The sequence below is a fragment of the uncultured Actinomyces sp. genome (assembly GCA_900541895.1).
Lineage (GTDB): Bacteria > Actinomycetota > Actinomycetes > Actinomycetales > Actinomycetaceae > Pauljensenia.
Window position 1 is genome coordinate 1 of record UWSI01000017.1, and the last position, 20421, is coordinate 20421.

Consider the following 20421-nt stretch of genomic DNA (forward strand, 5'->3'; position numbering starts at 1 on the left):
AAGCCGAGGCTTGCCCACCACAGTAATGAGATCAGAGAAGTCTACAGGCCGAGTTCTGACTCGAATGCAGCTTCTTCAAGTCGACGCTTCACATCCATAAGGAAACGTGAGGCGTCTGCACCATCAACCAGTCGGTGATCATAGGACAACGAGAGGTAAACCATCGAACGGATTGCGATCGAATCGTTGCCGAGTTCGTCCTTGACAACTACCGGGCGCTTGACGATCGTTCCCACGCCCATAATTGCAGTTTCCGGCATGTTGAGCACTGGAGTATCGAAAAGTGCGCCACCTGAACCAGTGTTCGTGATGGTGAAGGTTGAACCCGAAAGCTCATCAGCACCGATCGTTGCCGAACGTGTGCGTGCGGCGAGATCGTTGATTGAACGCGAAACATCGGCGATTGACATTCCCTGGGCGTTCTTGATGACCGGAACGAGCAGGCCGCGCTCCGTATCTACCGCGATGCCAATGTTCTCGTGATCGAAGTAGGTTACTTCCTTGTCATTAATCGTTGCGTTGACCTTGGGGTGGAAGCGCAGTGCTTCGGTCGCAGCCTTGACGAAGAAGGGGAGGAAAGTCAGCTTGGTGTTCTCGCGCTGAACAAATGCGTCCTTTGCGCGCGCACGCAGCGAGGCAATCTTCGTAACGTCTACTTCAATAATGGTTGTGAGCTGGGCAGCGGTTGCGAGTGACTCGACCATGCGACGGGCGATGGTCTGACGCAAACGAGACATCTTCTCAGTGGTTCCGCGAAGCGGTGATGCCTCGCGGCCGGAGAAGACGTTGTCGCCAGGGGCTGCCGCAGTGGCAGTCTGAGGCGCTGCGCTTGCTACGGGAGCTGCAGGAGCTTGCACTGCCTGACGTGCCTTGATTGCCGCCTCAACGTCCTCGCGGCGAATTCGGCCACCGATCCCGGTGCCGGCCACCTCTGCAAGCTCAATTCCTGCCTCGCGCGCAAGCTTGCGGACGATAGGCGTCACATAACCGGTCTGGGAAACCTGAGCGGGAGTAGGTGTAGAAGACTGGGCCAGCTGGCCAGTTTCTGCAGTCTGAGCCAGGGATGCGGGAGTCGGGAAGGGGTTGACTGGTGCCGCGGGAGCCGGTGCAGGAGCCTGAGGTGCTGGGGAAACAGCAACAGGTTCATGCTGAGCCGGAGCTGTAGGTGCCGCTGCAGGGGCAGTGGGTGCTGCAGGCGCGCTGGGGGCAGCCGAAGGAGCCTGAGCGGTAATCACTGCAAGGACAGTACCTACCTCAACGGTCTCGTCTTCTGGTACGCGAATTTCTGCGAGGAAGCCGGAAGCGGGAGCGGGAACTTCGGAGTCCACCTTATCGGTCGAAACCTCAACCAGGGGTTCATCGGTTTCAACCGCGTCGCCAACAGACTTCAGCCAAGTGGTGACGGTGCCTTCTGTTACCGATTCGCCGAGCGCAGGCATGATGACCTCAGTTCCGCTTACCGGTGCCGAGGCCGGCGCAGGCGCAGCGGGCGCGGGGACTGCCTCGGGAACGGGTGTCGGCGCAGGCGCACTTTCCTGTGCGGGAGCAGGGGAATCTTGCGGGGCCTCGGAAGCGTCACCAATGAGGGCTAGCTGCGTGCCGACCTCGACGGTTTCATCTTCGGGAACAAGAATCTGAAGGAGCACACCTGCCGCGGGGGAGGGGACTTCAGAGTCGACCTTGTCGGTGGAAACTTCGACTAAGGGCTCATCGAGCGCGACGGTGTCGCCCACCGATTTGAGCCAGGTTGTCACGGTGCCTTCGGTCACCGACTCGCCCAGAGCGGGCATGATCACTGCGGTTGCCATGTTCAATCTCCTTGTCGGTGACAGGTTAGTTGTGTGCGTGGAGAGGCTTGCCGGCCAAAGCCATGGCTGCCTCGCCGATAGCTTCATTTTGTGTCGGGTGGGCGTGGATGAGTGCTGCGAGATCCTCTGGGTATGCTTCCCAGTTGACCATGAGCTCTCCTTCGCCAACCTGCTCGCCAATGCGTGTACCAATCCCGTGGAATCCGACGATGGGTCCATCTTCTACGGAAACAAGCTTAATGAAGCCCGTTGCTCCAAGGATATTAGACTTTCCGTTGCCCGCAAGGTTGTATTCGACCGTGCGCACCTTGTCGCCGTACTTTTCGCGTGCCTGCTTCTCAGTCAGACCGACAGAGGCGATTTCGGGTTCGCAGAAGGTGACTCGTGGAATTCCGGACTCGTCCATCATCGTGGGGGAGAGGCCGGCGATTTCTTCCGCCACAAAGATGCCCTGCAGGAAGCCGCGGTGCGCAAGTTGAAGTCCGGGAACGATGTCTCCGACTGCGTAGATGTTGCCCACACCGGTATGCAGTCGCTCATTGGTGAGAACAAAGCCGCGCTCCATCTTGATACCGGCTTCTTCGTATCCCAAGCCTTCGGTGACAGGACCGCGTCCAACTGCAACCAGGAGAACATCGGCATCGAAGGTCTTGCCATCTTCTGTTGCGACGTGAACACCGGAGTCGTCCTGCGTTGCGCCGGCGAAACGGGTATTGGTGTGGAAAGCAATGCCGCGCTTACGGAATGAGCGCTCGAGGTGCTTAGAAACGGCCTCGTCTTCGTTATTTGCAAGGTGAGGCAGCGCCTCGATGATTGTGACTTCCGCGCCGAAGGAACGCCAGACGGAAGCAAACTCTAGGCCAATGACGCCGCCGCCCAATACGACAGCCTTCTGAGGTACCCATTCCATTTGAAGGGCCTGATCAGAGGTGATGATGCGGCCCGAAATATCCAAGCCGGGGATTGAACGAGAATAAGAACCCGTTGCAAGAATGATGTTGCGGCCGACGATGCGCTGTCCGCCTACCTCGATGGTGTCAGGTGCAGCCAAGCGACCCCATCCCTGGATGATGTCTACGCCGCGAGATGAGAGTAGGCCCTGAACGCCTCGGTACAACTTATTAATAATGGAATCGCGATACTGACCGACCTTTGCCATATCGATTCCCTGGAAGCTTGCCTGGATGCCGAAAGTATCGGATTCACGGACGGTGTCAGCAGTCTCTGCTGCGTGCAGGTAAGCCTTGGTCGGGATGCAGCCACGGTGGAGGCAGGTTCCACCAACCTTGTCACCTTCGATAAGGGCTACTTTTAATCCCAGCTGGGAGGCGCGTAAAGCCGCGGCATAGCCACCTGAACCCGCACCCAGAATGACGAGGTCGTATACAGACTCGCTCACGTGTTCCACTCCTTGATAATGAAGAGAACGGACCTTCAGTGTCCGACTTAGGTCCTATTCTTCCACTAGTCACTACTTTTGTCCGTCACAAAATCGTCTACTTGGCGGTTAGACAGCCCACATGTTTTCACGAAAAAAGTCGTGGGGAGTGGTGTAGAGCAACTAGTATGACAGTGGATTAAGGAGGAAAGGTGAGCGAAGCAGTTCACGAGCAATCTCAGGATAATCGCCCACCCGCACGCGGATCGGGACGACTGGTTATTGCCCTGTACTGGATTTTTAGCGTCACTGTGACTCTTCGAGCTCTCGCTGATTCCTACTATCTTCGAGAGATACCACTGTGGGCGCGCATCATTGCGGTGCTTATTGGAACGATTTATGTAGTTGCTGCAATCAGCCTGACGCATAATGGAAGGCGTATGCGCCTCCTTGGATGGTGCATGATCGCTCTGTGCTTTATTGGACCGCTTGCGTATGGCGTAGCTGGGGCTTCCTTGTCGTCTATCAGACTGATGCCGAATGCCTGGAATACCTTTGGCGCTGACTTCGCTTATCTCCCACTGGTCGTTGCCTCTATCGGGGCCATATGGATGTGGGTTTCTAATCCGCGCAGGATCGTTGAAATTGCCGAGCAAGTAGAGCGACCTAGTAAAGGGATTCTTCCCTCGAAAAAATCAGAGGCCTCGGAAGAGATGGAAGTGCCCCGCGGTTAGATTCCGTTTGAGAAACCCAACTGACGCCAAGCCTCGTAAAGCACAATCGATGCGGAATTTGCGAGATTGAGTGAACGTACTCCCGGAAGCATCTGAATGCGTACGCATTGAGTGATGCGTGGGTGAGTCATTGCCCATTCGGGAAGACCGACCGATTCGCGGCCGAATAGTAGGCCATCTCCATCGGCATAGTGGACCTCGCTGTAATGATCTGAAGCGTGTCCGGTAAATGCCCAGATGCGCCCTGGGACTTCGGCTAGCGCGTCTTCAAAATTGGAGTGGACCTTAACATGTGCCAGGTCGTGGTAGTCCAATCCTGCGCGCTTGAGCTTGGTATCTGACATGTCGAACCCCAGTGGTTCAACCAGGTGAAGAAAAGCTCCAGTACACGCAGCTAGGCGAATTGCAGCGCCGCTATTTCCTGGGATTTCAGGTTCAAGAAAAATGATGTGAAGCATGTTAGTTCGATGGTGTTTGGTACGTTACGGTCAAGGCTGCGCGGGCGATGGTGTGCTCTAGGGCCTCGAAAGAATACATCGCCAATGAGGTGTCGTCATCGCAGCCTAGGGTTGGAATATCTAGGGCGTGAACGGAAAAGATGTAGCGGTGGGGACGATCACCTGCTGGCGGCGCGGCGCCGAAGTATGAATGATCGCCGTGATCCCCTCGAAGGTGGAAGGCGCTTCCATCAAGTTCAAGATCGGAACTGCCAGCCCCGCGCGCAAGAGACGTACATGAGACGGGGATGTCGATCACCATCCAGTGCCAAAAGCCCGATGGCGTGGGGGCATCTGGATCAAAGCAGGAAACAAAGAAGCTTTCTGTCTGCTTAGGGAAACCGCTCCACTCTAGGTGTGGCGAGATGTTGCCGCCTTCTGCTGTGTGCAGCCTCGGCATAGGGAGGTCATTGCTGAGATCTTGCGACACCACGGTAAATGTTGCGCTGGGGGGAAGCCCTTCGTATGGGTTGGGAGCAAGAGGGCGATCAAAGAGGCGCATGCTCATATTCTTTCACTTCTTCAGAAGGAACCAAAGTGGACGCAAATGATGGAGAGGTGCATACACTGATAGAACACTTGTTCGATTGAGGTGATTTTATGAAGCGTTTAGACCTTGCTCGTCAAGTTCTGCGCGATACCGAAAGCCGCCTGGGACTTGAGAAAAGCCAGGTTTTTTCGGATCTTTCGTCGCGCTGCGTGGGGGTCTGGGAATACGGCGGGACTTACCCGCAATTGGTTCATGCCATTCTCTCTCTTGATATCCAAGAGGATTGCTGCGCTTTCGTTGGAACTGATGACTTTGGATGGGAATATGCCTTTAAACAGGGATTGAATCTGTCGCGCTGTCTCTATGTTCCTTCTTCCCGTGCGGATGCACAGGTAATCTCGCTTCTTCTTCCGCATTGTCGATTGCTCTATGTGGACCGTTGTGCATTGGAGCTTCGCGATATGCGACGTTTGGGGGCTCAGGTGCGAAAAGAAGAAACAATTTTGTTGACTAAGTACCCATGGGTTGGGTTCAGTCGCCCGTGGGGAGAAGAGCTTGATATTTATCAAAAGGCGGGATGATATGCGCTGTCTTATGGTATGGATTCCGAATTGGGAAATTAACGCTTTGGTAGTTGATATTCCTCCGGGGGCTCATGGAGCAATTGAAGAGCGCGGATATGTCAAAACGGTGACTCCTTCTGCGTGGAAATGCGGTGTGCGACAGGGAATGCGCGTGTCGATGGCACGTTATCTATGTCCGGATCTCCTTATTCTTCAAAGTGATCCGCGTAGGGAATTGAACTCTTTTGAAGTAATTGTTCAAGCTTGTGAGCAATGGGTTGCTGGTATCGCCTGTGTGCGTCCGGGGTTGGCGTGGGCCCCTGCTGCTGGAGCGGCTCGATGGAGCGGAAGTGAGGAACGGCTTGCCGAAAATATCGTTGATTCGATTTCTCGATGGAGTGGATCGGAAAGCAATGTGGGGATAGCGTCCGGGCCTCTTGCAAGTTACGCAGCGGCAAGGCGTGGCATTATTGTGCCCGCAGAGCGGACTCAAGAGTTTCTCGATCTCATTGACCTTGCGCAATGTCTTCCATTATTTCCCCAAAAACAGCATGAACAGCTCCGTCAGGTCATTGATACATGCCGCTCAGTGGGAGTGATGCGCGGTCATGATTTGATGCGCATGGGAGAAAGTGCTCTGTATACACGTTTTGGGAATATTGGTCAGCAGCTCTACGAATTATTTAGAGGGAAAGATCTTTGGATTCCGAAACATGAAATTCCCGTACGTGAAGTACAAGTGGATGAGGAGTGCGAGGAAAGTATTGAGAGTGAAGAACAGGCTGCTTTTTGTTCACGTCGTTTAGCTCGTCAAGTCTGCGAAGAGCTCGAAAGAGAGCAGCTGCGTTGCTCAAGCATCGTGATCACTGCGCACGATCAAAGCTATGAAACTTACGAAAGGCAATGGTGGGGAATCGATGGGGATGAAGAAGAAATTGCAGATCGTATTCGCTGGCAGCTCGTAGCTTGGCTTTCTGCTTCCAACGCCGAGGAAGGGTTGAATCGCGTCAGTGTCCAAGCCTTGCATTGCGTTCCTTCAGCAGGAGCGAAGGCTCTGTGGAAAACACATCACTCACCCAAGCGTGATTCTGCCCTTCGTAAAATTTGTGCCTATAAAGGTGAGGATGCCGTTCGTGTTCCACGCCTAGTTCCCGGGTATACCCCCATGCAAAGAGCAGGCTTTGCCTGTGTTGATCAAGCCGTGACGAGCTCCAGCGATCTTCTTTATCCCGAAGGCGCAGTGGAAGAGGCTCCCTCGAAGGTATACGCCACGCCTCTCCCAGCTTTTCTCTATGCTCATTCTTCCGTGCACACGCATGTACAAGTGGCAGTGAGTGATCGTTCTACGCTCACGCATAATCCCAAAGAAATCGTTGCAATAATTTCGGGGCGACAGCACCGCTACGGGGTCCTTTCCTGGAAAGGTCCATGGAGTATGCCGCACTCGTGGTGGCAAGAATCGACCGAAGCTATTGTCCATGCTCCCTGTACGCACTACCTCAGAGTGAGTTGTAAGAATTCCTCGGATCTTCTGCTGATGTGGGAACACGGTTCTTGGAGTGTTGCTGGAATCTATGAAGATCATCAAGCCTAACCATTCTCATGGGTTATCCTCAAAGGATGGGTACGTCACCGATTCGTCAAGCTCTTCGCGCGTGCAGTGAAGAAGATGCAGTTGCGCTTCTTGGACACGCCTTATGGGCGCAGGCGGCTCTTGCGGATGCGCGCGGTGATGTTCAAGAAATAGCTTGGAGCGATACCGAGGCTTCGGCCCGGGTCCGTGCACCAGGCGTCATGTATCGAAGCGTTATTCGTTACGTAGATTCCTCAAAGACGCATCTTCATTTGACGTGCTCTTGTTATCTTGCAGGTGCTTGTGTCCATGCAGCGGCCCTGCTTCGACGTGCTCGGCGCGAATGCGGCGAAGATCCTGCCACTCAAAATCCGGCAGGCTCGCTGTGGATGAGCGAGTTTGAAAGCTTGTTATCCACAGATGGTGCTCAAGCTATGGGGCTAATTATTGACGCTCACGATCCTGCTCAACCGGTATGGCTGACTCCGTTGGTCCTTGTGCGCAATCAAGAAGCTCGTCGTCTCAGTTGGTCTGAACTTGCGCAGTCTCACTGGAGTGGTCTTCTAGATACGCTTTCGCCGCGTCATCTCACAACCTTGCGGCGTCTCTACCAAAGCAGTAGAAAATCGAGTGAATATTCACCTGGCAGCTATGACGTCTCACTGGAATCGCTGGGTCGCAGTGCACCCATCTGGCTCTATGAACTTCAAAAATCGGGGGTTGTGCTTCTGACACCACAACTCCATCGATTCGACTTTCAGATGAATTCTTTTGCTGTCGCGATTGATATGAACCTCGGCAGAAAAGGACTTGAACTCTGCTATAAACGTGAACAGATAGACCGCTCTGGCACAAGCCTGCCTTTTCCGCGACGTGCTGATGAGATTGGACTGACCTTCATTAATGGAGGAGAAGGTGCAGTTGCAGATCCCATCGATCAACAAGAGCTGGCCCCCCTCAATGAGGTTTGTGTTCGCATTCCACAGTCTGCAATTGGAGATTTCATTAGGAACCAACTTGCTACACTTCGTGCACACTACCGATGCATATCCTCGATGAGGGCTTTCCCCTTTGATGACCTCCGGCCACAGTTGCGACTGTGCCTGCGAGAGCGAAATTCGCAGTATGCCTATGTGTGCTGGGCGGTGGATTACAGCTTAGAGAAGAAGCGGTTCCGCTCTTATTTGCCCCCGCAGACAAAAATTAGTCATCTGAGCGATTCTCTTGCTCGTGATTTTGATGCTGCCCACGCGGCATTGCGCGCATACTTTCCTGCTGCCTCGCTGGCGCCAACACCGCACGAACTGCTCATCCCGCTTCCGCAAGTCCCCGAGTTGCTTCGTGCATTAAAAAATAGCTGGCCGGTGGATTCAGTAAGCTGGGATATTGATCAGCGTCTTGAAGAGACTCGCATTATTGACGAGAAGGTGCAGATTAACGCACAGATTCAGGCAACGGATTCTCCGGACTGGTGGAATTTACGCGTTACTGTTCGTGTCGGAAATGAAGAATTACCGATCTCTCGAGTCCTCAGTGCGCTTTCTGAGGACCAAGACTATATTCGCCTCGATAATGGTCGTTGGCTCCATCTTGAAGGCGTCGATATCGATCGCTTACGCCTACTTCTCAGACAGGCAGCGCAACTTCACCGATCGCGTTCGATCGATAATATTTCGCTGACAACCTCCCAATTTGGAGTGTGGGAAAACCTGAGCGAGTTCGTCGATACACGTGAAGAAGACCAGCAATGGCGAAGACGCATTGACGGCCTCGCAGACCTCGCCGAGGAAGAAATAAATGCGCCCATCGAGGATGAGCCGCGAATGCGCCCTTATCAGGCGATTGGCTCGCATTGGGTTCTCAATAGAATTCGGGCAGGTTTCGGTTGTGTCCTTGCCGATGATATGGGACTTGGGAAGACCAGACAGGTCCTGGGGGCAATTGAAAAGTTTCGGCGTCATACCCGCCATCCCGTTCTGGTTGTTGTCCCCACCAGTGTCATGTCGAGCTGGCAGGATGAAGCTGAAAGTTGCTTCCCTCAGATGAGGATTTCCCTGATTCAGTCAACCTATGCGCGCGACCAGCAGGGATGGAATGGAGTGGATCAAGCGGATGTTGTTGTTACCTCGCATACGCTTTTTCGGATCGACTGTGAGCATTGGAAAAATAAAGAGCTAGCGGGCGTTGTCATCGACGAAGCTCAAGCTGCCAAAAACCCGCGCACGCAGCTGTATCGGTACCTGAAGGATCTACCTGTTGCTTGGCGAGTGTGCATCAGCGGAACTCCTATTGAAAACTCTCTTGAAGATCTCTGGTCGCTCATGTCTTTGGCGGTCCCGGGGCTCCTATCAAGCCGTTCTTCTTTCAATGAGAAGTTCCGGCGTCCGATTGAAGCAGGACGATCGCCTGATCTTCTTAATCTTCTGCATTCGCTGATTGCCCCGTTTGTTCTTCGGCGAACGAAGGAAGAGGTTGCCCCCGAACTGCCTGAGCGCGTTGAAACGCTTCTCCCTGTACCGCTCGGTCGTAAACAGAGGCAAATTTATGACCGCTACCTGACCCGCGAGCGCGCACGTCTTCTTCATCTTGAGCTCGAAAATGACGCTCGTGAACGGTTTGAGGTTTTGGCTGCGCTTACGCGCCTTCGTCAATTGTCTTTGGATCCTGCCCTCGTTGATCAGCGGTATGACTCTGTCGGCTCGGCAAAGATTGATCTGCTATGTGAACACTTGGAGCAGATTCTCCCGCTGGGGCATAAAGTTTTGGTTTTTAGCCAATTTGTTGCTTTCTTGGAAAGAATTCGTCATTCCTTGGAGCAACGTGGGATTGTCTCCCTTCTTCTTGAAGGAAAGACACGTAACCGTCATGCGCTGATCGATGAATTCCAGCATGGAGATGTGCAGGTGTTCTTAATTTCCCTCAAGGCTGGGGGAGTGGGGCTTACCCTAACTCAGGCAGATTATGTCTACATGATGGACCCTTGGTGGAATCCTTCAGTTGAGGCGCAGGCAGTTAATCGTGCGCACCGTATTGGTCAGGATCGCAGGGTGAATGTCTATCGCTTGGTTGCTCAAGACACCATTGAAGAAAAGGTGTGTCAGCTTCAGGCCCACAAGCAGTTACTTGTCGACAGTGTTATGGGACAAAACTTAGGAGAAGGGCGTAGTTCTGCTGATATTCAGCAGCTGCTTAAGCTCATTCAAGAAGACCGGGATGAGCGCGTTTAGTTCGATCTTTTCTTGAGGAGAATTCACTGCATATCGAACATATGTTCGATATGCTGATTGGGTGGGATCCCATCACTTTGCTGAGCTGCACGCGCATTCGTACTTCACCTTTCTTGAAGGGGCAGATGCACCAGAGGACTATGTTGCTTCGGCCCAAAATCTGGATCTTAGTGCTCTTGCTCTACTGGAAGTCGATGGAATGTATTCCCTTATTCGGACTTTACAGGCAGCGAAAGAATCTTCTTTTCCCCTTCTTATTGGCAGCGAATTGACTCTAGATGCAGGACAGTTCTCCCGATATAGCTCATCAAAAGAAGTCGCTCAGGGGTGGGGATTACCCAAGGGGTGGGAAGATCGCGGAATTCGCCTTCCTGTCCTTACGACCTCGGCACAGGGCTATCGGGATCTGTGTCATCTTATGAGCGAGTACACGCTGACGCATGATGCCCACGATAGCCCGGCTCACGGCCTCGACGATCTTGCTCGGATGGGGGATATCCGTATTTTAACGGGAGGAAGCAGAGGGCCTCTGCGAAGGATTTTGCATGCCCAGGGGCACACGCAGGCCGATCGTTTCCTTAAAGATCTCATCGCTTTGTTTGGACGCGAACGTGTTCTTCTTGAGAGCGTCTTGACGCCCGGACAAGATGATCTTGGGCGCGAACTTGCTGAACTTGCACAAGCGAATCGTCTCACTCTTATTGCAAGCGCTGCTCCTGTCATGGCTTATCCTCAATCAAAATATCGAGCGGATCTTTTGTGCTCATTGAGGCAAGGACGCAGTCTTGATGATCTTCAGTATCGACTTCCAGCACAGCATCCCTTCTTGCGAAGTGCCGAAGAAATGCTGGTCCTGCATCGTAGTGCACCTCAGGCAGTGAACAATGCCTCCGAGTGCGCAAGCGAGTGCTACTACCCCTTATCTTTTGATTCCTTGGACCTTCCTGATACGGAAGTTCCTCCGGGACATACGACGATTTCCTGGCTCAGGGAACTCACCTATTGTCGGGCGGCGGAAATTTACGGTGAGCGCAGCGCTCATCCGCAGGCGTGGCAGGTCATCGATCATGAGCTGGCGATTATCGAAAAACTAGACTTCGCGGGATATTTCCTGATTGTTCATGACATTGTCGATTTTTGTCGTCGCTCTGGGATCATGTGTCAGGGCAGAGGGTCAGCTGCAAATTCTGCTGTCTGCTACTGCTTGGGCATCACCGCTGTTGATGCGGTCAAACACCATATGCTTTTTGAACGATTCCTTTCGCCGGGGCGCTCGGGGGCTCCCGATATCGATATTGACATCGATAGTGCGCGTCGCGAAGAGGTCATTCAATACGTGTACCGCCGTTATGGACGAAGACGTGCCGCGCAGGTCGCAACAGTGATTACTTATCGTTCTCAACTGGCCTATAAGGACGCCGCACGAGCGCTGGGGATCGCGCCTGATAGCGTACCTACTCGTGCTCAGCGTCGGGAGCAATCCCAAAGTATCGGTTCACCGAAGCAAGCAATGCTGGGAACCTGTGCACAGCTTTTGAGAGGTCTTCCGCGACATATGGGTATTCATTCGGGGGGCATGATTTTGACGAAGCAACCCGTGAGCGAGGTATGTCCCATTCGTTGGGCCCGAGCAAGCGGACGCAGCGTTATTCAGTGGGATAAAGAAGATTGTGCTGATGCTGGGCTGGTGAAGTTTGATCTTTTAGGACTGGGGATGTTGGGGGCACTCGGAGGGATCTTTGATTCCCTTCAAGAATCGGGTGTGCGAAATTCTCAGGGGAAAGTTCTTTCTTTATACGAACTCGAAGATGAAGATCCTCGCGTGTATGACCTCCTGTGTGCGGCCGATACAGTGGGGGTTTTCCAAGTGGAATCACGGGCGCAGATGAATGTGCTTCCGCGGCTTAGACCTCGGTGTTTTTATGACATTGTCATTGAGGTTGCTTTGGTGCGTCCGGGGCCGATTCAAGGGGAGGCAGTCCATCCCTACCTGCGTCGTCGCCGGGGAGAAGAGCACGTGAGCTATCTGCATCCACTTCTTCGTCCTGCTTTGGAAAAGACCTTGGGAGTGCCCCTGTTCCAAGAACAGATGATGCATATCGCTATGGATGTTGCGGGATTTAGTGCTACGCAGGCGGATGAGCTCAGGCGCGCCATGGGTTCTTCGCGCAGCATGCAAAAGATGCGCAAGCTTCGTGAGCCTTTTATGAGGGGGTTACGCCAGCACGGCATCCCTCAAAATGTCTGCGAGGAAATTTTTACGCAGGTTCAAGGATTTGCCGATTTTGGTTTTCCTGAATCGCATTCCTTTTCTTTCGCTTACATTGTGTACGCGTCGGCCTGGCTGAAGGTTCACTACCCCGAGCATTTCTATGCGGGGATTTTGTCTCATCAACCGATGGGCTTTTATTCACCGTCCTCGCTGATTCATGATGCACGAGGCCATGGCCTGCTTGTGTGCCCTCCTGACGTTAACCTTTCGGCTGAGAAAACCCGTGTACTCCCCGCCGAGGAGATCGAAGGTGTCATTGGCGCGCAGGCACTTGCCGAGGCACGTGGAGAGGTGGTCCCCGGAAAAGAAGGATTGGTTGACCCTCACGCGCAGTGGGGGATCGTGATGGGGCTTGATGCCATTAAAGGGCTTGACCGATCTTGTATCCAGAGGATTGTGCGCAAGCGTCAGGACGGTTTGTATGCGAGCTTTGAGCAGCTGGCATCCAGAGCTAGGCTCCGCAGTGTTGATTTGGAAAAGATTGCCCAGGCGGGAGCCCTAGATTCTTTGGGGTATGAGCGACGTGAAGGAATCTGGGCAAGTGGTAGCTTAGGCCAAGACGGAGGAGATTCTGAGGAATATCAACCAATGCTCGATGGTTTTGGCATGGAATACCATCTTCCCGAGCTTCCGCCTTTGGACGAGTTTGCCCGAATTAATCTGGACTATGAGTCCATGGGGATGTCGCCCAAACGGCATCCTTTTGTACTTCTTCGTCCCGAGATGAACACTCAGGGGGTGACGCCCGCCTGTCAGGTCACCGCGTGTGAGAACCGTGCTCGTATCAGAGTGGGAGGAGTTATTACCCATCGTCAGCGTCCCAGTAGCGGGGGAGGTGTCCTTTTCTTGAGCGTAGAAGATGAAACTGGAAGTGTGAACGTTACGGTCACCGAAAACACGTGGCGGCAATTTCGCCAAGAGGTCATGGCTCCGGCGGTTATTGTCGACGGCTACTGTGAAAACATGTATGGGACACGAAGCGTACGTGCCTTCCGTATCTATCCGATGAATACGGAGCTATGCGTGCGCTCACGTGATTTTCGTTAAAACCGGTGGTTATGCGCGCTCGCGAGGCACGTAGAGCTCAGAGAAGATTGACCAAATCACCGAAATAATCGGAATCGCAATGATTGCTCCCAGCAGTCCAGCGGTGAAAGTTCCCACCATGACACCAATACCCACGACAACGGGGTGCAAGGATACTTGGTGTCCCATGATGAGCGGTTGAAGAATATGGCCTTCGATCTGGCCAATCAACGCAATGCCCAAACCAACAATTGCTGCAGTAACAATTCCTTTGGCTGCAAGAGCGACGATCATGGCAAGGATCATCGCTGTTGGAGCACCGATCAGCGGAATAAAAGCGCCAATGAAAACCAAAATTCCCAGCGCAGGAGCTACGGGGACTCCCAGGATCTGTAAGAAAATGGCTGCAAATAGACCATCTGTTCCAGCCACCAGCATGGTTCCTCGTGCATAGCCGGAGAAAGTTGCCCAGCCGGCTTGTGCTGCACGGTTCGTTACCGCACGCCGGTGATAGGGAAGGAGGGCGACAAACCACGCCCACATCTGGCTGCCGGAGTGCAAGAAGAAGATTGTGATGAAGAAGGAAAGGACGAGGACCGAAGCAACGACAGCCGCACTCGATACATTCGCCACAGTCTCGCTGAGCAATCCCGACCAGTTAGAGGCGAGGAATTGCTTGCCTTGGTTCATCAGGGTCTCATTCAGATGAGTGAGATCGTTGATGGGGATTTGGAAAGGGAGCTTGAGATGGGAAACCAGATCAGAGACCTTAACAAGCCCGTTTTCGACCTCGACAAGAAGGTTTGGCCATTGACCGGCGATCGAGGTAATCACCAGTGTCATGAGCGCGACAAAAGTGCCGATGAAAGCCAGAAGAGAGGTAAAGACAGCTAGCCATCGATTCAACCAACGGCTAAGGAAATTTGTCAGGGGATTCAATATCGCGGTCAGAAGAAGCGCAATAAAGATCGCCACAAATACAGGGGTGGCTTGAGCAATTGCGAAAACTACTGCGGAGATGACGATGATGACGCCGATAATTGCCCATGATCCAACTCCCGCCTGGGCAAGCCAGCGAGGCACAAGAGGCTTACGGGTCGTGCCCTTGAGTACGCGGCGGCTACTCGATGCTGTTCGTGTAGGCGGAGTCCACTGGACTCTCGGTGGAACCTGATGGTGTTGGGGCTTCGGCTGAGTTCCACTACGCGCCTTGAGACGTGCAGCAGTATGCGATCCGAGCCGTTGAGCTCCTTGGGAAAGTGACGTGACAAGTGCCTGTGAATGACGAATTAAGCGCGTTGTCTGGCGCTGCGGTTTCTCACTCATTGTCGTCGGTCTTCTGCTCTGTTGCAGTATCGCCGGGGGAGAAACGCTCACTGACTGCTGCCGCGGCCTCGCCAATCGCTTTTTGGGCACTTTCAATCATTCGATTCGCAGGGTCAAGAAGCTGTTCCTTGACTTTGCGACGCATGACTTTGCCCAGCGGGTTGCGAGGAAGGTCAGTAATGATCGCAATCTGACGCGGAAGAGCGTAGTGAGAGACATATTTCTCGGCCCATGCGCGCACCTGCGCCAAGGTAATCATTGGCGCGTCATCTTCTAGGATCAGCGCTGCCGTGACTTCTTCGCGGGCTTCTCCTGTGGGAAGCCCGACCACTGCAACATCCTTGACACCGGGCATTGAGCGAATTGCTGCTTCAACTTGCGAGGGGTAGACGTTGAAGCCACCCGAAAGAATCAGTTCTTTCTTGCGATCGGACATCACAAGGAAACCGTCTTTATTGATCGCGACGTCGCCGGTACGTAGCCATCCATCTTCAGTGAAAACGCGAGCCGTTTCTTCAGGCGCATCAAGGTAGCCACTAAAGACCTGAGGGCCTTTAACGATGATCTCACCGGGGGTGCCGTCTTCAACATCAATGCTGGGATCTTCAAGATCGACTAAGCGGACATCGGTCGAGGGGAAAACGACTCCCAAAGCGCCGTGGTACCGATTATCTGCAAGAGGCGAACCGGCGATAACGGGAGATGTCTCGGACATCCCGTATCCCTCGATAATCATCCCATCGGTTGCCTCTTCCCATTGCTGAGCCAATGCCTTTGAGAGGGGCATTGCGCCACAAATAGACCACTTAATCGTCTTGAGAGAAACGCTCTTTTCGGCAGCGCGATTCATCACGCGTTCGAACATCGGGGGAACCCCGACAAAGAAAGTCACAGGCCGGCGCTTATGGGCTTCTAATGCCAAATCGACATCGAACTTTGGAAGAAGTAATTGCGTGGCAGCAAGATGAACTGCTGCGCACATGAAGAAAGTTAATCCATAGGCGTGGAAGTAGGGCAATAGGGAGTAGAAGGTTTCGGCACCTTCGTGAAGCTTCCATACCCACATGCGACATTGATTGACATTCGTTCCAATGTTGCGGTGGGTGAGAGGAACTGACTTCGGAACGCCATTAGTGCCACCGGTATGAAGGATGACAGCTAAGTCATCGCCGGTTGCTTGGGGAGTATCAGGATGGATCAATCGTGCATGAGCAACTGCCTGATCCCACGAGTGGGCATCTTTAGGTCGCGCGGCGCGCATTTGTTCGCGGGTCTGGCGCGCTCGTTCAATTGGAAGGCTTAAGAGCATGCGCTGTGAGCGCGGCATCTCGGCCGAAATGTCGACAGTGAAAATCGTATCCAGCGCCTTGTCCCCCTGGCGGATGAAAGCATCAACCGATTTTTCCCAGACGATTGCGACTTTTCCGCGGTGGCGATCGAGTTGTTGGTGAATTTCTTCGGCGGGTGCCAGTGGGTTGTGCTCTGCAGCGACGACACCAATGCGCATGCATGCATAGAAAGCAACAAGTGCCTGCGGGCAGTTGGGAAGACAGATGGCGCAGACATCGCCACGGCGTAAGCCCGTCTCGATCAGTACTTGTGCGGCGCGAAGCACCTGAGCATAGAGCTGAGCGTAAGTCAGCGTAGCGCCGAAGTAGTCGACTGCAATGCGTTCAGGGTAGAGCCGTGCAGAGGTCTCTAAAAGAGTGATCAACGATGTATCCGGCACGGGTACCTCTAGTGGCGTTCCCGGGTCGTATTGCCTGCGGGATTGCAATGTGAGGTCTGAAACCATGTCCACTCCTAGTAGGAAAACTACTACTTACGTTAGCGTAGGTTAGAGCGCGTGGCGCCTGAAAAACGCCCAAGCATTTCCTCTTTAAACGCTGAATATTCACCGTTGTCAATCGAGTGACGAATGGCATCGACTAAACGAACGGTAAACCACTCGTTGTGAATCGTCGTCAGTGTTGAGGCCAAGATTTCCTTCGCCTTAAACAGGTGGTGGACGTATGCGCGGGTGTAATGAGTGCAGGTATAGCAACCGCAACCCTCGACCAAGGGAGTGAAGTCACGCTTGAAACGGGCGTTTGTAATATTGAAACGGCCATCGGGGGAGTAGATTGCTGCATTTCGCGCAACGCGCGAAGGATTCACGCAATCGAAGGTGTCCGCGCCGGCCTCGACTCCGCGGAAAAGGTCATCGGGTTCGGAAATCCCCAGAAGGTGGCGAGGACGATCCTCGGGGAGTTCAGAACTCACCCACGAGACGATTGTTCCCAGATTTTCCTTCTGCAGCGCACCGCCGATACCGAACCCATCGAAGATCTGACCGTTAACGTCCATCTCAGCCAAGGTGCGGGCAGCATGTCGGCGAAGATCCTCGTATTGTGCTCCCTGTACAACGCCCCAGAGCTGTTGGTAGGGCTTTCCGACGCGCTCGTTGGTAAGACGCTGATGAATAGCCAAGCACTGACGTGCCCATTCGTGGGTACGTTCAAGCGATTCTTCTTGATAGAAACGCGGATGAAGCAACGAGGTCAGCTCATCGAAGGCGAACATGATGTCCGAGCCCAATTCGTGCTGAATGCTCATCGATACTTCGGGAGAGAAGCGGTGCTTCGAACCATCGATGTGACTTGAGAAAATCACTCCCTCTTCATCGACGACTGCACGTGAAGCCTTGACAGCCTGCTTATTGAGTTTCGGATCATCGAAGCTTGCTTGACCGCTGAACTCGGCTGAAAGCACTTTCTTAAACCCTGCCCCCAGAGAAAGAACCTGGAAGCCGCCAGAATCTGTGTAGGTCGGGCCGCCCCAATTCATGAAAGAACCTACGCCACCGGCCTCGTCAACAATGTCCGAACCCGGTTGCAAATAAAGGTGGTATGCATTGGCGAGTACAGCCTGTGCACCCAGATCGCGCACCATCTCGGGGATGAGGGCTTTGACATTCGCTTTTGTTCCAACCGGGATGAACGCAGGAGTCGAAATAGTGCCGTGTGCGGTGTGAATCGTGCCGGTTCGTCCTAAGCCTGGGCCATAGTCAAGTCGAGTTCGGCAATCAAAACCACGATCGCGATCCGAGCTAGGGAAAGGCCCAATGAACTCAGCTGGTTTGCCGAGCCAATTTGAGGAAGCGCTCATGCGAAGACCTCGTCACTCTTCAGGTGCTCCACGCGGCGCACCAATGCAATCACACGATAAGTGATGGGAAGGAAGACAACTTCAATGCCGACCTTATAGGCATAGCCAGTGACAATGTAGTTCACGAATTCCATACCGGGGATAATTCCCGCGAAAGCGATCGTGCAGAAGATGACGGTATCGAAAGCTTCGCCAACCAGGGTTGAACCGATCAGGCGCGCCCACAGATGCTTGGCGCCCCAACGCTGCCTGATTTTCACCAAAACCAGTGAGTTCATGAGCTGGCCTACCAAATATCCGCAGATCGATGCGGCAACAATGCGTGGGACAAAACCGAGGACTGCAACAAAAGCATCCTGATTTTCGTAGCCGGGGCCGGCCGGAATTGACTGTACGACCCAGAAAGTCAGCGAGGCCAAGAGAGAGGCAGCGAAGCCCATGATGATGACCCTACGTGCCCGAGCAAAGCCGTAAACCTCGGAGAGAACGTCACCAAGGATGTAGGTGAGCGGGAATAGAACCGCACCGCCATCGAAAACGAGGTGGATCGGGCCCGCATCAAGCGCCGTGACCTTCGTTGCTGCGATATTCGAAATCAGTAGGAAAGCAACGAAACTAACAGCAACGATGTCGTAGACGCGAGGCTGTGCGCTGCGTTCGGTGTGCTCGGTCATCAATCTTCAACTTTCTATGCGCGTGACTAACCCTTCTATTGTGCCTGCTTGGTGCGTGGGCACGCGCGCTGGGCACCCCGTTAGAATGACAGAGTGATCAACGTTTCTCACTTTTCCTTGCGGATCGGTCCGCGCGAGCTCATTTCAGACGCCTCTTTCAGGATTGATAAGGGCATGTGCATCGGATTAGTTGGTCGCAATGGCGCGGGTAAGACAACGACGATGCGGCTCCTGGCCGGAGAAGAAGACCACGGCGCGGCCCAGTATGAAGGCACAATTACACGAAACGGAACTGTTGGCTATCTTCCACAAGATCCGCGCGAAGGTGATCCCGACCAGCTGGCGCGCGATCGAATTATTTCGATTCGCGGTATCGACGCGATCATTAAGAAAATCAAGCGTGCCGAACAAGAAATGTCGACGACTGAAGGTGCACGCCAGCAAAAAGCTATGGAGCGTTACGTTCGTCTAGACCATGAATTTACCCAGGCAGGCGGGTGGGCGGCGAATGCAGAGGCCGCACAGATTGCTCACTCCTTGGGCCTAGATGATCGCGTCTTGGGGCAGACTCTCTCAACGCTCTCTGGCGGTCAGCGTCGACGGGTGGAACTTGCTCGTGTGCTTTTTTCGGGGGCAGATACCCTGCTGCTTGACGAGCCGACAAACCACCTTGATCACGATTCAATTTTGTGGCTCCGTGACTGGATCAAGACTTTCCCCGGTGGGGTCTTGGTGATCTCCCACGACGTGAAACTTCTGGGTGACACTGTGAATCAGGTCTTCTACCTGGACGCTAATCGCGCACACGTTGATATTTACCATTTGGGGTGGGCTGCATACCTCAAGCAGCGCGAGGAAGATGAAAGGCGACGCCGAAAAGAACGAGCCGTCGCACTGAAGAAAGCTGAACAACTGCGCGCGCAGGGTGAAAAAATGCGCGCAAAGGCCACCAAGGCCGTTGCTGCCCAACAGATGCTTCGTCGCGCCGAAGAATTGGTCGCCTCTGTTGGAAGCGAAGAGATCCAAGAAAAGGTCGCGCGGCTGCGTTTCCCCGAACCGCTTCCCTGCGGAAAAGTGCCGCTGAGCGCACAGGGGCTGTCGAAGAGCTACGGCTCCTTGGAGGTATTTACCGGTGTCGATCTTGCGATTGACCGCGGTTCGAAAGTTGTCGTCTTGGGATTGAACGGCGCGGGTAAAACAACTCTTCTTCGCCTACTTGCTCGCGTTGAAGAACCCGACAGCGGAGTTGTTGAAGACGGTCATGGCCTCAAGCTTGGCTACTACGCTCAGGAACACGACACCCTGGATATGAATGCCACTGTTAAGGAAAACATGGCTCATAGCGCCCCGGGATTCGACGATACTCATGTGCGCAATGTCTTGGGCCAGTTCCTCTTCAGTGGAGATGACGTCGACAAGCCGACACACGTGCTCTCGGGTGGAGAAAAGACCCGTCTTGCACTGGCAACCTTGGTTGTATCGGGGGCAAACGTCCTTCTCTTGGACGAGCCCACGAATAACTTGGACCCTGCGTCGCGCGAAGAAATTCTGCACGCGCTCCATTCCTATGAGGGGGCCGTTGTTCTGGTCACCCACGATCCGGGTGCCGTGACAGCGCTTGCGCCTGAACGCGTACTGGTTCTTCCCGATGCCGATGAAGATCTTTGGGACGATTCCTATCTGGACTTGGTGACACTCACTTAAGC

14 protein-coding genes are annotated in these 20421 nt (G+C 53.7%); 6 read left to right on the forward strand and 8 right to left on the reverse strand.

All coding sequences use genetic code 11. The annotated features are described in order from the left end of the window. Nucleotides 1-41: 41 nt before the first annotated feature. Nucleotides 42-1808, reverse strand: a complete 1767-nt coding sequence (sucB, locus tag QZR18_RS05455) for a 2-oxoglutarate dehydrogenase, E2 component, dihydrolipoamide succinyltransferase (protein ID WP_178706424.1) — start codon at nucleotides 1806-1808, stop codon at nucleotides 42-44. Nucleotides 1809-1833: 25 nt separating this feature from the next. After that, nucleotides 1834-3207 (reverse strand): dihydrolipoyl dehydrogenase, encoded by a 1374-nt coding sequence (lpdA, locus tag QZR18_RS05460; RefSeq protein WP_178706426.1) that lies wholly within the window; start codon nucleotides 3205-3207, stop codon nucleotides 1834-1836. Nucleotides 3208-3398: 191 nt separating this feature from the next. Between lpdA and QZR18_RS05465 the strand changes: the two genes are divergently transcribed. Further along, entirely contained in the window at nucleotides 3399-3920 is a 522-nt protein-coding gene (locus QZR18_RS05465) for a hypothetical protein (RefSeq protein WP_178706429.1), read from the forward strand. On the opposite strand, the gene QZR18_RS05470 is transcribed toward QZR18_RS05465, so the two are convergent. After that, nucleotides 3917-4378 carry a tRNA (cytidine(34)-2'-O)-methyltransferase gene (locus QZR18_RS05470; RefSeq protein WP_178706432.1) on the reverse strand — a complete coding sequence of 154 codons (462 nt, stop codon included), beginning with the start codon at nucleotides 4376-4378 and terminating at the stop codon, nucleotides 3917-3919. The genes QZR18_RS05465 and QZR18_RS05470 overlap by 4 nt on opposite strands. A gap of 1 nt (nucleotide 4379) precedes the next feature. Next, nucleotides 4380-4919: a YbhB/YbcL family Raf kinase inhibitor-like protein gene (locus QZR18_RS05475; protein ID WP_178706435.1), complete on the reverse strand. Its 540-nt coding sequence runs from the start codon at nucleotides 4917-4919 to the stop codon at nucleotides 4380-4382. A gap of 98 nt (nucleotides 4920-5017) precedes the next feature. Here QZR18_RS05475 and QZR18_RS05480 point away from each other — a divergent pair, with 98 nt between their 5' ends. The 4 genes from QZR18_RS05480 to QZR18_RS05495 all read left to right on the forward strand — a co-directional run bounded on the left by QZR18_RS05480 (nucleotide 5018) and on the right by QZR18_RS05495 (nucleotide 13589). Continuing rightward, nucleotides 5018-5488, forward strand: coding sequence for a hypothetical protein (locus tag QZR18_RS05480; RefSeq protein ID WP_178706438.1), 471 nt, complete (start codon nucleotides 5018-5020; stop codon nucleotides 5486-5488). A 1-nt stretch (nucleotide 5489) separates the two neighbouring features. Then, nucleotides 5490-7064 carry a hypothetical protein gene (locus tag QZR18_RS05485; RefSeq protein ID WP_178706441.1) on the forward strand — a complete coding sequence of 525 codons (1575 nt, stop codon included), beginning with the start codon at nucleotides 5490-5492 and terminating at the stop codon, nucleotides 7062-7064. 26 nt (nucleotides 7065-7090) lie between these two features. Further along, nucleotides 7091-10270 carry a DEAD/DEAH box helicase gene (locus QZR18_RS05490; protein ID WP_295910614.1) on the forward strand — a complete coding sequence of 1060 codons (3180 nt, stop codon included), beginning with the start codon at nucleotides 7091-7093 and terminating at the stop codon, nucleotides 10268-10270. 61 nt (nucleotides 10271-10331) lie between these two features. After that, nucleotides 10332-13589, forward strand: coding sequence for an error-prone DNA polymerase (locus QZR18_RS05495; protein ID WP_178706447.1), 3258 nt, complete (start codon nucleotides 10332-10334; stop codon nucleotides 13587-13589). A 9-nt stretch (nucleotides 13590-13598) separates the two neighbouring features. Here the strand turns inward: QZR18_RS05495 and QZR18_RS05500 are convergent, their stop codons facing one another. From QZR18_RS05500 to QZR18_RS05515, 4 genes are read right to left on the reverse strand one after another with little or no spacing between them, the layout of a single operon-like run. Then, entirely contained in the window at nucleotides 13599-14894 is a 1296-nt protein-coding gene (locus QZR18_RS05500; RefSeq protein WP_178706451.1) for an AI-2E family transporter, read from the reverse strand. After that, entirely contained in the window at nucleotides 14887-16689 is a 1803-nt protein-coding gene (locus QZR18_RS05505; RefSeq protein WP_178706454.1) for an AMP-binding protein, read from the reverse strand. Before QZR18_RS05505 ends, QZR18_RS05500 begins: the two co-directional genes overlap by 8 nt. 32 nt (nucleotides 16690-16721) lie before the next feature. Next, on the reverse strand, nucleotides 16722-18041 hold the full coding sequence (tgt, locus tag QZR18_RS05510) for a tRNA guanosine(34) transglycosylase Tgt (RefSeq protein WP_178706457.1): 1320 nt from the start codon (nucleotides 18039-18041) through the stop codon (nucleotides 16722-16724). Then, nucleotides 18038-18715 (reverse strand): queuosine precursor transporter, encoded by a 678-nt coding sequence (locus QZR18_RS05515; protein ID WP_178706459.1) that lies wholly within the window; start codon nucleotides 18713-18715, stop codon nucleotides 18038-18040. Before QZR18_RS05515 ends, tgt begins: the two co-directional genes overlap by 4 nt. 93 nt (nucleotides 18716-18808) lie before the next feature. Between QZR18_RS05515 and QZR18_RS05520 the strand changes: the two genes are divergently transcribed. Beyond that, a complete protein-coding gene (locus QZR18_RS05520; protein WP_178706463.1) occupies nucleotides 18809-20419 on the forward strand; it encodes an ABC-F family ATP-binding cassette domain-containing protein in 1611 nt (536 codons plus the stop codon). Nucleotides 20420-20421: the final 2 nt, after the last annotated feature.